The organism is Rothia sp. HMSC061C12 (assembly GCF_001815755.1).
GTDB classification, from domain to species: Bacteria; Actinomycetota; Actinomycetes; order Actinomycetales; family Micrococcaceae; genus Rothia; species Rothia mucilaginosa.
On the sequence record NZ_KV821843.1, the window covers coordinates 174,644 to 188,040 of the forward strand.

The 13,397-nt window shown below is 56.4% G+C and carries 17 protein-coding genes; all 17 read right to left on the reverse strand.

Going from position 1 to position 13,397, the window contains the following annotated elements:
* Positions 1 to 14 precede the first annotated feature (14 nt).
* Entirely contained in the window at positions 15 to 413 is a 399-nt protein-coding gene (gene rpsH / locus HMPREF3055_RS02250; RefSeq protein WP_005505003.1) for a 30S ribosomal protein S8, read from the reverse strand.
* A gap of 73 nt (positions 414 to 486) precedes the next feature.
* Positions 487 to 1,047: a 50S ribosomal protein L5 gene (gene rplE / locus HMPREF3055_RS02255; protein WP_005505001.1), complete on the reverse strand. Its 561-nt coding sequence runs from the start codon at positions 1,045 to 1,047 to the stop codon at positions 487 to 489.
* Positions 1,047 to 1,382 carry a 50S ribosomal protein L24 gene (gene rplX / locus HMPREF3055_RS02260; protein ID WP_005504988.1) on the reverse strand — a complete coding sequence of 112 codons (336 nt, stop codon included), beginning with the start codon at positions 1,380 to 1,382 and terminating at the stop codon, positions 1,047 to 1,049. Before rplX ends, rplE begins: the two co-directional genes overlap by 1 nt.
* A gap of 3 nt (positions 1,383 to 1,385) precedes the next feature.
* A complete protein-coding gene (rplN, locus tag HMPREF3055_RS02265; RefSeq protein WP_005504986.1) occupies positions 1,386 to 1,757 on the reverse strand; it encodes a 50S ribosomal protein L14 in 372 nt (123 codons plus the stop codon).
* A gap of 657 nt (positions 1,758 to 2,414) precedes the next feature.
* Positions 2,415 to 3,191, reverse strand: coding sequence for a YncE family protein (locus tag HMPREF3055_RS02270; RefSeq protein WP_239663299.1), 777 nt, complete (start codon positions 3,189 to 3,191; stop codon positions 2,415 to 2,417).
* A 1,364-nt stretch (positions 3,192 to 4,555) separates the two neighbouring features.
* On the reverse strand, positions 4,556 to 7,288 hold the full coding sequence (locus HMPREF3055_RS02275; protein WP_049347278.1) for an LPXTG cell wall anchor domain-containing protein: 2,733 nt from the start codon (positions 7,286 to 7,288) through the stop codon (positions 4,556 to 4,558).
* A gap of 473 nt (positions 7,289 to 7,761) precedes the next feature.
* Positions 7,762 to 8,034: a 30S ribosomal protein S17 gene (gene rpsQ, locus HMPREF3055_RS02280; RefSeq protein ID WP_005508401.1), complete on the reverse strand. Its 273-nt coding sequence runs from the start codon at positions 8,032 to 8,034 to the stop codon at positions 7,762 to 7,764.
* Positions 8,031 to 8,270, reverse strand: coding sequence for a 50S ribosomal protein L29 (gene rpmC, locus HMPREF3055_RS02285; protein ID WP_005504969.1), 240 nt, complete (start codon positions 8,268 to 8,270; stop codon positions 8,031 to 8,033). The genes rpsQ and rpmC overlap by 4 nt, the downstream gene beginning before the upstream one ends.
* Before the next feature lie 5 nt (positions 8,271 to 8,275).
* Positions 8,276 to 8,695, reverse strand: coding sequence for a 50S ribosomal protein L16 (gene rplP, locus HMPREF3055_RS02290; RefSeq protein WP_005504968.1), 420 nt, complete (start codon positions 8,693 to 8,695; stop codon positions 8,276 to 8,278).
* Entirely contained in the window at positions 8,696 to 9,493 is a 798-nt protein-coding gene (gene rpsC, locus HMPREF3055_RS02295) for a 30S ribosomal protein S3 (RefSeq protein ID WP_005504966.1), read from the reverse strand. It lies immediately after the preceding gene.
* Complete coding sequence (gene rplV, locus HMPREF3055_RS02300; RefSeq protein WP_005504964.1) at positions 9,494 to 9,859, reverse strand: 50S ribosomal protein L22; 366 nt, start codon at positions 9,857 to 9,859, stop codon at positions 9,494 to 9,496. It lies immediately after the preceding gene.
* A 60-nt stretch (positions 9,860 to 9,919) separates the two neighbouring features.
* A complete protein-coding gene (gene rpsS / locus HMPREF3055_RS02305) occupies positions 9,920 to 10,201 on the reverse strand; it encodes a 30S ribosomal protein S19 (protein ID WP_004005282.1) in 282 nt (93 codons plus the stop codon).
* A gap of 12 nt (positions 10,202 to 10,213) precedes the next feature.
* A complete protein-coding gene (gene rplB / locus HMPREF3055_RS02310; RefSeq protein ID WP_005504961.1) occupies positions 10,214 to 11,050 on the reverse strand; it encodes a 50S ribosomal protein L2 in 837 nt (278 codons plus the stop codon).
* Positions 11,051 to 11,090: 40 nt separating this feature from the next.
* The gene (rplW, locus tag HMPREF3055_RS02315) at positions 11,091 to 11,393 is read right to left on the reverse strand and encodes a 50S ribosomal protein L23 (protein ID WP_005504959.1); all 303 of its coding nucleotides are present in this window, start codon (positions 11,391 to 11,393) and stop codon (positions 11,091 to 11,093) included.
* Positions 11,393 to 12,010 carry a 50S ribosomal protein L4 gene (gene rplD, locus HMPREF3055_RS02320; protein ID WP_005504957.1) on the reverse strand — a complete coding sequence of 206 codons (618 nt, stop codon included), beginning with the start codon at positions 12,008 to 12,010 and terminating at the stop codon, positions 11,393 to 11,395. The genes rplW and rplD overlap by 1 nt, the downstream gene beginning before the upstream one ends.
* Positions 12,011 to 12,016: 6 nt before the next feature.
* Positions 12,017 to 12,673 carry a 50S ribosomal protein L3 gene (gene rplC / locus HMPREF3055_RS02325; protein WP_005504955.1) on the reverse strand — a complete coding sequence of 219 codons (657 nt, stop codon included), beginning with the start codon at positions 12,671 to 12,673 and terminating at the stop codon, positions 12,017 to 12,019.
* A gap of 13 nt (positions 12,674 to 12,686) precedes the next feature.
* A complete protein-coding gene (rpsJ, locus tag HMPREF3055_RS02330; protein WP_004005287.1) occupies positions 12,687 to 12,995 on the reverse strand; it encodes a 30S ribosomal protein S10 in 309 nt (102 codons plus the stop codon).
* Positions 12,996 to 13,397: the final 402 nt, after the last annotated feature.

A 13,397-nucleotide genomic window follows, 5' to 3' on the forward strand; every position in this document is an offset into this window, starting at 1 on the left:
TCTCTTCTAACCGACTACCAGATGTAAGCGATGACTTCGCCGCCCACGCCCTTCTTCGCAGCCTGCTTGTCAGTGAGCAGACCCGAAGAGGTGGACAGGATTGCGATGCCGAGGCCACCCAGAACCTGGGGCAGGTTGGTGGACTTTGCGTAGGTACGCAGGCCCGGCTTGGAAATACGACGCACGCCAGCGATGGAACGCTCGCGGGACGGACCGTACTTGAGGACGAGGGTCAGGGTCTTGCCGACCTTTGCATCCTCAACCTTCACGTCGGCGATGTAGCCCTCAGCCTTCAGGATCTCAGCAATGCGAGCCTTCAGCTTGGAGTAGGGCATGGATACGGTGTCGTGGTATGCGGAGTTTGCGTTACGCAAACGGGTCAGCATATCTGCGACCGGATCAGTCATAGTCATTGTGGGCTTTAGCCCTTCCTCGTTGTGGTTTCCCTACCCCGCGGTAACGGGGTCTGGACCTACAACGTAGTCGTTAGTTGGTCTTGAACGGGAAGCCCAGTGCCTTCAGGATTGCACGGCCTTCTTCGTCGGTCTTCGCGGAGGTCACCACGGTGATGTCCATACCACGCACGCGGTCGATCGAGTCCTGATCGATTTCGTGGAACATGGACTGCTCGGTCAGACCGAAGGTGTAGTTACCATTACCGTCGAACTGGCGGTCCGAGAGGCCGCGGAAGTCGCGGATTCGGGGCAGCGCCAGGGTGACGAGGCGGTCCAGGAATTCCCACATGCGGTCGCCACGCAGGGTGACGTGTGCGCCGATGGGCATACCTTCGCGCAGCTTGAACTGTGCGATGGACTTCTTAGCGCGGGTAACAATCGGCTTCTGACCGGTGATTGCGGTGAGATCGCGGATTGCGCCGTCCATGAGCTTTGCGTCGCGAGCTGCCTCGCCAACACCCATGTTTACGACGACCTTAACGATCTTCGGGGTCTGCATGACGTTCTCGTACTTGAACTCTTCCTGCAGAGCGGGAACGACGACCTCAGCGTACTTGGTCTTGAAGCGGGGGGTGATCTTGGTTTCGGTCATTAGATGTCCTTACCCGAACGCTTAGCAACGCGCACGCGAACGGTGCGCTCCTTGCCGTCACGCTCTACAGTCTCGAGGCGGAAACCAACACGGGTCGGCTTCTTGGTCTCGGGGTCAACAATCGCAACGTTAGAAACGTGGATCGGTGCCTCAACCTTCTGAATGCCGCCTGCTGCGCCGGTCAGGGGGTTAGCCTTGGTGTGCTTGGTGACGACCTTGACGCCCTCAACAATCACACGGTTTTCCTTGGGGAGAACCTTCAGAACCTTGCCCTGCTTGCCCTTATCTGCACCGGAAATAACCTGAACCAGGTCGCCGGACTTGATCTTAGCCATGAATTAGAGCACCTCCGGAGCCAGCGAAACGATCTTCATGAACTTCTTGTCGCGAAGCTCACGACCCACGGGGCCGAAGATACGGGTACCACGGGGATCACCATCAGTGTTCTTCAGGATCACTGCGGAGTTCTCGTCGAACTTGATGTAGGAGCCGTCGGGACGACGGGTTTCCTTCTTGGTGCGGACGACGACTGCCTTAACAACGTCACCCTTCTTTACGGTACCGCCGGGGATTGCATCCTTGACGGTTGCGACAATGATGTCGCCGATGCCTGCGTAGCGACGCGAGGAACCACCGAGAACACGGATGGTCAGGATTTCCTTCGCACCAGTGTTGTCGGCGACCTTCAGTCGCGACTCCTGCTGAATCATATTTCTCCTGTCGTCTCGCCGGTTCCGACTCGCTTTAGGCGCGAGCCAGCCTTGCGGAACATTTTTACGGGATTGGTTGACGCCCCGGGCCCCAACTCTATGGAAGGGGTTAGCGGAAACGCCTGGGGCAAACCCATGCCAGAAGCATTTGGACCCGCGTGAAGCGGGCGTATCCCACCCGTAAATAGCGGCATTATGCACTGGCACGAGAAGCCCGTGGTTGTGCGGCTATTTGGATACAGCCACACAGTCTTAACACTGTACAGGAAGCAGGTATGTAGCGCAAGAGTTTGCCGACTATGATTTCAGTCTCCTCCACCCTATCTCTGGGGATAGCCGGGCTTAGAGAGCAAAAACCCCATACCCCACATCACCATCGATTGAGAAGGCCCCTTATTTGACACTTAAAGCAGGAGGCCCCTTCGTGTAGTTCCTGACGCATAAGAAACTGAAGGGGCCTCGAGAAATCTATCAAACAATGTGTCAAACAAAGAAGATAGATATTAATATTTTACTACGCTTTAATGTCCCTCCACGACAGACTTGCCGCGGGGCTGGCGGGAGATCACCGCGGTTCCGCTCCTTACACAAACATGCATACGACGCGAGAGCACAGCAGACACGACATAGGCGGCTCAGCCGCTCTTCACTCATCAGCTAGGGCATATATACTTTCGCGATACCGTCACGAACGATAGGGCGAGGAGGTTCTCCCGGTCGAGTCTCTTCTGCAGCCTCGTAGTATTCGCCAGAGTTTGCATCCAGCACGTAGGGAACCTCAGCTGCGGGGTAGTCTCCTGCTTTATCGACAGCAATGACACTCCCGTCCTTCAACAGGACCTGGTGGTTAATGCGGGTGGGAGCCACCTGCACGGTGTCAATAATGGCTCGATTGAGCGTATTAATGACGGTAATAGTTCCGCCACCAGCAACTGCCGCCTCCCCCTTGCCACCGAAATCAGCAACATAGAGCAGGTGACGTTCTGCATCGAGCAAGATATCGGTGGGCATCTTTCCGAACGGAAGATAAGCGAGGTGCTCACCCTCAAAGCTCAGAACATACAGACCGCCATTCTTACCCTCGCGCCCTTGCGCAGAGACATATAGTTCACCGCGCGTCGAAACAATCTCCACACCGTGAACACCGACTGGAGTATTGGCGTCTTCCCCGCCAATTACGGGCAGCTTGCGTGCAAGCTCCCAGGTATTCATATCCACAACCCAGATTTCATCTCGCATAATATTCGGGATGTACAGGAGGCTACGGCTTTCGTCCGCTACGGGTCCTAGTAGCATGGCAGGGCCTTCCCCTTGAAGGGGGCTAACCCTACGTTCCCCCTCTGCGGTGGGTGCAGAAATCACCTGGTAGCCGCCCATTCCGGTAACGAGTACGGCACCGTTGGGTGCGACGTATAGCTCACGCGGAGTCAGCATCTCTACTTCTAGAACGAGAGAATCCCATACGCGCGATAGGTCCTTTTGGGAGTATGCGGTAACCGAGTTTGTGTGGGTTCCTCCGGTCCAGAGAAGCCCCCGTTCATTGTCTGCGGCTAACCCATAGGCAGCTTGAACCTGGAAGAGGTTTGCTAGTTCGGGGTTATTTTCCGGGATAACGGGCAGAGTAGCCGTCTGCTCAATCTGCAGGGTATCCGCGTTTATGCGAGCAATTGTGGCGCAGAGAGTGCCGTGGGTCTTTGTGTGGTTATAGCTTCCACTTACAAAAAGAACGTTCTCTTCAGGGTTGTATGCCACTTGATACTGGCCAGCAAGTCCCGCGGAACGATCCACGGAAAAACGCTTAGCATCCGGCACGTTCTTCTGCTCTTCTCCTGCGACAGGGGGAACCATAAGTATCTCCAGAGTTGTGTAGTTTGGAGGCTAGCTCACCTTATATTTTGCGGGCTTAGCATCCGGAGCTTTCTGCTGTATATCTTACGCTTTGCCCACCATTTTGAGGCTTTTCTAGTGCAGTCCATGCACTACGAAATTCATCCTCAAGAGGTCCTATATTGGCATCCGGAGCTGTTCTCCCCTCCGGCTCTGAGCGGGGCAAATTTACCCCATGAAAGCTTTACAATCTAAACATAATTAGCATAAAAGACATATATCTAGAACTATCGGCATCTTCTAGAACTAAAAGACTTATATCGAGTCGACCAGAGCCATAGATTTTGTAATATTTCTTCACCTCTGACCCCCTCAAAACAGCGTTCTGAAAAAATCTGCTTAAAAATTTAGAAATTAAGGGTTGTTTTTTCAAAAATCAAGTTTTTTAGCAAAAATCGCGATTCAAGGTGCGAAAATCAGCGAGATGTACCATAATAGAAGAGACGCATGCGTCAAACAAGAGGTTCGGTCCTTATCGGACAGATTTCTTGGGTCCCTTTTTCCTCGCTAATCCGTTTGTCTAGGGACCGAACCTCGCTTTGACACTAAACCCGCACTTCGGTGCGGGTTTTCTTCGTATTTGAGGCGTTAGAATCCCGCACTTCATTCTTCAGGCTGTTAACTCGTCAAATAAGGGCGGGCGAGCGCAGAGGGTGCGCTTCACCCTTCCTCCGCTTCTCTTCCGCTCTCCCCCGCTACTACTTCTGATCCTGGTCTAGGCCTTCCGCTCGAATACAGACGTATAGGCAAAACGATAGGGGCGGTACCCATCGGTTCGATGGGTACCGCCCCTTTCAGCGCCTATCGGCAGTTTCAGAGAGTCAAGCGGGTTCTTGAATATCTAGCAGATCCCGCTCTACCTCTTTCGCTACCGCCAAGCGGTAGTATCGTGGGCTGCCGTGGGGTACGGGCTATGCCTTGCGGCGACGTGCTACCAGCACGGTTGCGCCAACGACCAGGGCAAGAACGCCGATTCCTGCAGCAACGACGACGCCCGAAGCACCGGTGTTAGCCAGCGAAGACTTCGAGGAGCTCGAAGCGGTGGAGCCGTTGTTGGAAGAGGTGACGTTCTGCGACGAAGAGCCGGAGGTCTTCGGTGCAGTGCTGTCCTTCTTCTGAGCATCAGACTTCAAAGAATCCGCGGGAGCCTTGGACTGATCCTTAGCGTTTTCCTTTACCTGTTCCTTGGAGTCTGCCGGTGCGGAAGGCGCCTCAGAGGGGTTAGTTACAGGTGCGTTAGCCGACTCGGATGCCTTCGGTTCCGAAACCTTCGGCGCAGGTGCCTGGTTTTCAACGCTGAAGGTGTATTCTGCAGCCACACCACCGCGCACGTTATCGTTCTCGGTCAGGGAACCGGAGAGCAGGTAGATAGCAACGCTATCGCCGGTCTTCAGTTCTTCAGTCAGGTTAGAGTTTGCCACGGTGGGGCGGTCGATGGTTGCGGTGAAGTTACCGTTTTCGTCCGCCTTGATGTATGCCCAGATGCCTGCGCTATTGCCTTCAACGCCTTCGAGCTTGGGCTCTTCCTTCGCGGAAATAGCGCCCTTGTTCAGCTTGACCGCGATAACGGAGCCCTTACCGTCCAGAGTCTTGAAGCCTTCACCGCGGAAGGTCAGCTTCTGGCCGTCCCAAGTCTTGGGGAAGTAGACCTTAGCGCCGTCCTTGTACTCGTGCACAACCTCATTGGAATTTGCGCTTTCGGAGGGTGCCGGGGTGCTCGGCTCGGGCTTAGCAGACTCGCTCGGAGCCGGAGTAGTCGGCTCAGGCTTAGCAGACTCACTCGGAGCCGGAGTGGGCTCGTTGCCACCAGGCAGGCTCAGCTTAGTACCGGCGGGGTAAGTGGTAGTCACGCCAGAGGGAGCAGCAGCGACCTGGGTAGTTTCTGCCGGTGCGCAGGTCGCAGCGGTGTCTGCCTTCTTCTCTGCAACAGTTGCGGAGAGCGCTTCACCACCACGTGCGGTATCGCCTTCAACCATGGAGCCGGAGAGCAGGAAGACAGATACCTTATCGCCGCTCTTCAGGTTTTCCTTCAGGTTGGAGTTTTCAGTGGTCGGGTACGGCAGCTCAGCGGTGAAGTTACCATTCTCATCTGCCTGGATGTACGCCCAGACGCCGGCGCTGTTGCCCTCAGCACCGTTGAGCTTCGGCTCTTCCTTCGCGGAGATGCGGCCCTTGTTCAGCTTGACTGCGAGTACGGAGCCCTTTGAACCGTCCTGAGTCTTGAAACCTTCGCCACGCAGCTTCAGGGTTTCACCGGTGGTCCAGTCCTTCACGGCGTAGAGCTTAGCGCCGTCGGCGTAGGTCTTCACCAGTTCTTCAGAAGAAGCCTGTGCAGCAGGCTTCGCGGTGGTTTCAACGGTGGTGTTGATCTTCACCATGACGCCGGGAGTAATCGGGGAGTCTGCGTTGTCCTTGCCCTTGGGCTCGGTGCTAGAGGTGCGGTATTCGCCGGTGGTCTTATCGATGGTGTAGTCGGTTTCGATAGCGGAAGCGCCTTCAATGCTGCGTGCTACAGCGTATGCACTGCCGTCTGCGGTGACCAGAACATCATTTGCGCCGCTGGTCGCACCGGTAGACACCTGAGAAACAACGGTGCCGGTTCGTGCATCAACAACACCGACGTTGCCGGTACCGTAATCGGTCACGTACAGCAGGTCACGGGCTTCGTCGGAGGCGAGAGCGAGGGCCTGGTTGCCGAAAGGAATGGTCTTCTTGTAGGCACCAGTTTCCAGGTCGTAGACGGTGATACCGGAGTTAGTGCCCTTACGGTCACCCTGGGTGCTGACGTAGATTTCCTTCAGGGACTTGTCGATAGTGACGTCCGAGGGGTTCAGAGTAGCTTCAGCATTTTCCTTGTGCAGCTGAATGGTCTTCTCAACCTCGTAGCTCTTGGTGTCAATCACCTTCACGGTGCCGGCACTCAAGGAGGGTACGTAGAGCTTGCCATCAGCGGAGTCTACGTGCATGTTCATTGCGATGTCAGATTCGCCCTTGGCGTCGGTGAATTCAATCTTCTTGACCAGGGCGTGCCGAGTGGTGTCGAAGACACTAATGCCGCCGGAGCCAGATACAAAGACCTTGCCGCTGGAGGGGTCGATGCGTACCTCACGAGGGTGGTTGACGTCGCCTTCTGCACTGCTCCAGATAATCTTGTTGGTCGCGGGATCGAAGACAGATACCTTGTTGACGCGGGTCTGGGTCACCCATACGTATCCGGTTGCTTCGTCGTAGGCAATACCGTAGGGAGATTCAATCTGCTTACCGGTCGGTGCGGTAGCGCCACGTGCAATAAAGTCCGTGGTCGGGAACTGGTAGACAGTAGCAAGGCTCGGGGTGGATGCAACGTTCCAGGTGCCGACGCCACCGGTCAGAATCGGCGGGCGGCCGGAGGAGAAGGAAGTGTAGAGGGAGGAGGTTGCTGCCGAGTATGCCAGCTGGTACTGGCCGGGCAGGCCCTGGTACTGGGTAGCGCTCACTGCAATGTGGCGGCATTCCTCAGTGGAGTTCTGGGAGTTCCCGCCGGGAACGGATGCGGAGACGTTTGCCGCAAAGGTAGCGGGAACGGCAGCGAAAGAGCCTGCAACAACGGAAAGTGCGCCAGCAATGGCGAGCAGCTTACGTGAGGGCTTGGGTGAAGAAGTCATGATAATCCTCAATGATGTGTAGTGGTACTTCTCCAAAGGTCGTGCAACCTCCGGAAGGTGCAAAGCCACCCGACTAATTATTAGGAAAGGTTATGCTAAGCAACTATAAAGTTGATAATAAGTCCCTAATCAGGTTGTTTTCAAGTGTTGCTCATCGGATTCCGCAGACCCCAGGCGCCTTACTCACGTATTACTTTTCATTTTTTCGCCCTAATTCCGCCTCCACATGCGTTTTCTTCTCTAGCAGCGTCTACTCATGGATTGCGCCATCAACGCGAGAGAAAAATATTGCTTTCTCGTATGACATATCAAGACATTTATGACAAATGTTGTCTTAGCGCCTGTTATTAGCCCGTGCCATAGGGCGCCCGCCCCGGTTTTTCCCGTACAAAGGTTAAAAGCAAAGAGCCCCTCTCCTACCGAAGTAGGAGAGGGGCTCTTTTACTGCTCTAGCAGAGAGTCATGAAGAGAGCTTACTTAGCCTTCTCGATGATCTCCACGATACGCCAGCGCTTGGAAGCGGACAGCGGACGGGTCTCTGCAATCAGAACGAGGTCACCGATGCCAGCAGCGTTCTGCTCATCGTGTGCCTTGATCTTGGAGCTACGGCGAACGACCTTGCCGTACAGTGCGTGCTTCACGTGGTCCTCGACCTCGACGACAACGGTCTTGTCCATCTTGTCGGAGACAACGTAGCCGCGGCGGGTCTTGCGGTAGCCGCGCTCTTCGTTCTTTACTTCACTCACTTGGACTCACCTTCAGTTGCGGGACGAATACCGAGCTCGCGCTCACGCAGCACGGTGTAGATACGTGCGATGTCGCGCTTGATAGTGCGGCGACGACCTGCGTTAGCCTGACCGGTGACTTCCTGGAAGCGGATGTTGAAGAGTTCCTTCTTCGCTTCGCTCAGCTTTGCAGCCAGCTCTTCGTTGGAGAGCTCTGCGAGCTTATCGATGCTCAGGTCCTTGGATCCTACTGCCATCTCGCTTATTCACCACCTTCGCGGCGACGCACAACACGTGCCTTCATCGGGAGCTTGTGGATTGCCAGGCGCATTGCCTCGCGAGCCACTTCTTCGGACACACCGGAGAGTTCAAACATGACTCGACCCGGCTTGACATTTGCGACCCACCACTCGGGCGAACCCTTACCGGAACCCATACGGGTTTCAGCGGGCTTCTTGGTCAGCGGACGGTCGGGATAAATGTTGATCCAGACCTTACCGCCACGCTTGATGTGACGGGTCATTGCGATACGTGCAGCCTCAATCTGGCGGTTGGTCACGTATGCGGGCGACAGGGCCTGAATGCCCCACTCACCGAAGCTAACCTCGGTGCCGCCCTTTGCGAGACCACTACGCTTGGGGTGGTGCTGCTTGCGGTACTTTACTCGACGGGGAATAAGCATTTATGCCTCACCGTTCTCTGCAGTCTTGGCCTCGACCTTTGCCGAAGCGTTCTCGTTGCGGCGCTCGCGACGAGGACCACGGTTGCCCTGGCGGCGGCGGTCACCATCGCGGCGGTTGCCACGGCGGTTGTTTGCTGCCTGCTGAGCTGCCAGCTCCTTGTCGGTCAGGTCGCCCTTGTAGATCCAGACCTTCACGCCGATGCGACCGAAGGTGGTCTTAGCCTCGAAGAAGCCGTAGTCGATGTTCGCACGCAGGGTGTGCAGGGGCACACGGCCTTCGCGGTAGAACTCGGAACGGGACATTTCAGCGCCACCCAGACGGCCGGAGCACTGGATACGGATACCCTTTGCGCCTGCACGCTGTGCGGACTGGATTGCCTTCTTCATTGCACGGCGGAATGCAACACGCGATGCGAGCTGCTCTGCGATGCTCTGTGCAACCAGCTGAGCGGAGAGGTCGGGGTTAGCAACCTCGAGGATGTTCAGCTGAATCTGCTTGTTGGTGAGCTTCTCGAGCTCGCCGCGGATGCGGTCTGCTTCTGCGCCACGGCGGCCAATCACGATACCGGGACGAGCGGTGTGGATGTCCACACGCACGCGGTCACGGGTACGCTCGATCTCGACCTTTGCAACGCCTGCGCGATCCAGGTTCTTTGCCAGCAGCTCGCGGATCTTTACGTCCTCGCGGACGAAGTCAGCGTAACGCTCGCCGGGCTTGTTGGAATCAGCGAACCACTTGGAGACGTGGTCAGTGGTGATGCCCAGTCGGAAACCGTTCGGGTGAATTTTCTGACCCATTTAGCGGTCCTCCTCCTTCTCCGGGGTAGCAACTACCACGGTGATGTGGCTGGTGCGCTTGTTGATTCGGTATGCGCGACCCTGAGCGCGGGGCTGAATGCGCTTCATGGTCGGGCCCTCGTTCACGAATGCTTCGCTGATGAACAGCTCTTCCTCGCGGAAGGGCAGACCCTGCTGGGTTGCCTTCTGACGAGCGTTAGCTACTGCCGAAGCAACGATCTTGTATACCGGCTCCGAAGCTGCCTGGGGGGCGAACTTCAGAATCGCCAGAGCCTCTTCCGCCTGCTTACCACGGATCAGGTTGACGACACGGCGGGCCTTCATAGGCGTAACGCGAACGAAACGCGCTGATGCCTTGGCTTCCATTGCCTATCTCTCTTTCGTCTATTGCCGAAAGGGAAACGTTAGCTTATCGGTGTGAACCGATTAGCGACGCTTGCCCTTACGGTCGTCCTTCACGTGGCTGCGGAAAGTGCGGGTCGGAGCAAACTCACCGAGCTTGTGACCAACCATCGACTCGGTGATGAACACCGGCACGTGCTTGCGACCGTCGTACACTGCGATGGTGTGACCGAGCATGTCGGGGATAATCATCGAGCGACGCGACCAAGTCTTGATTACGTTCTTGGTGCCCTTCTCGTTCTGAGCTGCAACCTTCAGGTAGAGGTGCTGATCAACGAAAGGGCCCTTCTTCAAACTACGAGGCATGTTTCAGGCTCCTTAGCGCTTCTTGCCAGTACGACGGCGACGAACGATGAGCTTGTCGCTTTCCTTGTTGGGACGGCGGGTACGACCCTCGGGCTTACCGTTGGGGTTAACCGGGTGACGACCACCGGAGGTCTTACCTTCACCACCACCGTGCGGGTGGTCAACCGGGTTCATGACCACACCACGGACGGTCGGGCGGATGCCCTTCCAGCGGTTACGGCCTGCCTTACCCCAGTTGATGTTGGACTGCTCAGCGTTGCCAACTTCACCAACGGTTGCGCGGCAGCGAACATCCACGTTGCGGATTTCTCCGGAGGGCAGACGGAGCTGACCGTACTTACCTTCCTTAGCAACCAGCTGTACAGAAGCACCTGCGGAACGAGCCAGCTTTGCGCCGCCACCGGGGCGGAGCTCGACACAGTGAATCACGGTACCAACGGGGATGTTGCGCAGGGGCAGGTTGTTACCGGGCTTGATGTCAGCTGCGGGGCCGGACTCGACGATGTCGCCCTGAGCGAGCTTGTTCGGAGCGATGATGTAGCGCTTGGAACCATCGAAGTAGTGCAGCAGCGCGATGCGAGCGGTACGGTTGGGATCGTACTCGATGTGTGCAACGCGTGCGTTAACGCCGTCCTTGTCGTGACGACGGAAGTCGATCAGACGGTACTGGCGCTTGTGGCCGCCACCCTTGTGACGGGTGGTGATGCGGCCGGTGTTGTTACGGCCGCCGGTCTTGTGAAGCGGACGAAGCAGGGACTTTTCCGGGGTGGAGCGGGTGATCTCGGAGAAATCAGCAACGCTCGAACCGCGGCGACCCGGGGTCGTCGGCTTGTACTTACGAATACCCATTTAGATATTTCTTCCTTCGTTAAAGTGGTCTCCGCGGGGCTTATGCCTGCGGACCGCCGAAGATGTCGATGGTGCCTTCCTTGAGGGTCACAATCGCACGCTTGGTGTTCTTGCGAGCGCCCCAACCGAAACGGGTGCGCTTGCGCTTGCCCTGACGGTTGATGGTGTTGACGGAAGCAACCTTGACGTCAAAGATCTTCTCGATGGCCTGCTTGATTTCCAGCTTGTTGGAATCGGTAGCGACCTCGAAGGTGTACTTACCTTCGTCGAGCTGACCGTAGCTCTTCTCGGAAACGACGGGAGCGATAATCACGTCGTATACAGACTTGGTGGAAACGCTCATTACTTAGCGCCCTCCTTCTTCTGAGCTGCAGCAACGAATGCGTCGAATGCTGCCTTGGTGAAGACCACGTCGTCAGAAACCAGCACATCGTAGGTGTTGAGCTGATCTGCGTACAGAACGTGGACGTTCTCCAGGTTACGTGCGGACAGAGCCACAACGTCCTCTGCACGAGCAATCACAAGAAGGATGTTCTTGCGCTCGGTGATAGCTGCGAATGCAGCCTTTGCAGCCTTGGTCGAGGGGGTTTCACCGGAGATGAAGTTCTCGACAACGTGGACGCGGTCGTGACGAGCGCGATCAGAGAGAGCACCGCGCAGTGCAGCGGCGATCATCTTCTTGGGGGTGCGCTGTGCGTAGTTACGCGGGGTCGGACCGTGAACAACGCCACCGCCGGTCATGTGCGGTGCACGGATGGAGCCCTGACGTGCGTTACCGGTACCCTTCTGCTTGAAGGGCTTACGGCCTGCACCGGAAACCTCGCCGCGGTTCTTGGTCTTGTGGGTGCCCTGGCGTGCAGCAGCGAGCTGTGCAACGACAACCTGGTGCAGCAGGGGCACGGATGCCTGCGCGTCGAAAATCTCTGCGGGCAGGTCTACCTTAAGGGTCTTAACAGCCATGATGTATTAGGCTCCCTTCACAGCGGTACGAACCAGAACAACGCCGCCCTTGGGACCGGGGATTGCGCCCTTGATCAGCAGGACATTGTTCTCTGCGTCCACACCCTGGATAGTCAGGTTCAAGGTAGTGTGACGTGCTGCGCCCATACGGCCAGCCATGCGCATACCCTTGAACACGCGTGCGGGGTAGGATGCGCCACCGATGGAACCGGGCTTACGGTGGTTCTTGTGCTGACCGTGAGACGCGCCAACACCCTTGAAGCCGTGACGCTTCATAACACCTGCGAAGCCCTTACCCTTGGTCTTACCAACGACGTCGACCTTCTGGCCTGCTTCGAAGAGCTCAACGGTCAGTTCCTGACCGAGGGAATACTCAGAAGCATCTGCGGTACGCAGCTCGACGATGTGGCGACGGGGGGTAACACCGGCCTTCTCGAAGTGACCAGCCAGGGGCTTGGTAACCTTGCGAGAGTCGATTGCACCGAAACCGATCTGAACAGCTTCGTAGCCGTCAGTTTCCTGGTTACGGATCTGGGTAACAACGTTAGAATCAGCCTTGACGACGGTGACGGGCACGAACTTGCCGTCCTCGTCCCAGACCTGGGTCATGCCGAGCTTGGTGCCCAGCAGGCCCTTCACCTGGCGCTCGAATTTGTTAGTCATTAGATGCGATCCTCTACAGCTTGATCTCGATGTTTACGTCTGCCGGCAGGTCGAGACGCATGAGGGCATCAACAGCCTTGGGGGTCGGATCAACAACGTCGATCAGACGCTTGTGCGTACGCATCTCGAAGTGCTCGCGGCTGTCCTTGTACTTGTGGGGAGAACGAATAACACAGTAGACGTTCTTCTCGGTCGGCAGCGGCACGGGGCCAACTACAGTTGCGCCTGCGCCCTTGACCGTTTCGACGATTTTCCGTGCCGAAGAATCGATGACCTCGTGGTCATAGGACTTCAGACGGATGCGGATTTTCTGTCCCGCCATCTGTCGGACTCTCTTTCTTGATGTATTCCCTGTATCGGAGCTTTTGCCCCTTTGTTATAGCGCTTAAGGAACGCGATATATTCATCACGTGCGCCACTCAGAACGGACTGAATCCGGCTTTGCCGGGTTCCTCACCCCGCCTGAGTACCGACCCCCGAACTCGGGCGTGTCGCCTATTTTCTAGACAAACTCGTCCCGTCATCCTTCGGACCGGGTCATACGTGGGCCTACCTTTAGTGCAGGTAGACGCTTTGACAACGTCGTCAATTCTCTCAGAGTTAGAGCCCTGATGCAATACGAACACAAGTTAAGTGCTTAAGAACACTTAACTGTCGCTGTCAACCTGAGGATACTCCCGCGATGTAACTCTCAGGGAGCTTTCAATCTACTTTCAGTAAGTTC

Coding starts and splice junctions, on each gene's coding strand:
- rpsH (WP_005505003.1), bottom strand. CDS start 413: ATGACTATGACTGATCCGGTCGCAGATATGCTGACCCGTTTGCGTAAC.
- rplE (WP_005505001.1), bottom strand. CDS start 1,047: ATGACCGAAACCAAGATCACCCCCCGCTTCAAGACCAAGTACGCTGAG.
- rplX (WP_005504988.1), bottom strand. CDS start 1,382: ATGGCTAAGATCAAGTCCGGCGACCTGGTTCAGGTTATTTCCGGTGCA.
- rplN (WP_005504986.1), bottom strand. CDS start 1,757: ATGATTCAGCAGGAGTCGCGACTGAAGGTCGCCGACAACACTGGTGCG.
- HMPREF3055_RS02270 (WP_239663299.1), bottom strand. CDS start 3,191: ATGCTGACTCCGCGTGAGCTATACGTCGCACCCAACGGTGCCGTACTC.
- HMPREF3055_RS02275 (WP_049347278.1), bottom strand. CDS start 7,288: ATGACTTCTTCACCCAAGCCCTCACGTAAGCTGCTCGCCATTGCTGGC.
- rpmC (WP_005504969.1), bottom strand. CDS start 8,270: ATGGCAGTAGGATCCAAGGACCTGAGCATCGATAAGCTCGCAGAGCTC.
- rplP (WP_005504968.1), bottom strand. CDS start 8,695: ATGCTTATTCCCCGTCGAGTAAAGTACCGCAAGCAGCACCACCCCAAG.
- rpsC (WP_005504966.1), bottom strand. CDS start 9,493: ATGGGTCAGAAAATTCACCCGAACGGTTTCCGACTGGGCATCACCACT.
- rplV (WP_005504964.1), bottom strand. CDS start 9,859: ATGGAAGCCAAGGCATCAGCGCGTTTCGTTCGCGTTACGCCTATGAAG.
- rpsS (WP_004005282.1), bottom strand. CDS start 10,201: ATGCCTCGTAGTTTGAAGAAGGGCCCTTTCGTTGATCAGCACCTCTAC.
- rplB (WP_005504961.1), bottom strand. CDS start 11,050: ATGGGTATTCGTAAGTACAAGCCGACGACCCCGGGTCGCCGCGGTTCG.
- rplW (WP_005504959.1), bottom strand. CDS start 11,393: ATGAGCGTTTCCACCAAGTCTGTATACGACGTGATTATCGCTCCCGTC.
- rplD (WP_005504957.1), bottom strand. CDS start 12,010: ATGGCTGTTAAGACCCTTAAGGTAGACCTGCCCGCAGAGATTTTCGAC.
- rplC (WP_005504955.1), bottom strand. CDS start 12,673: ATGACTAACAAATTCGAGCGCCAGGTGAAGGGCCTGCTGGGCACCAAG.
- rpsJ (WP_004005287.1), bottom strand. CDS start 12,995: ATGGCGGGACAGAAAATCCGCATCCGTCTGAAGTCCTATGACCACGAG.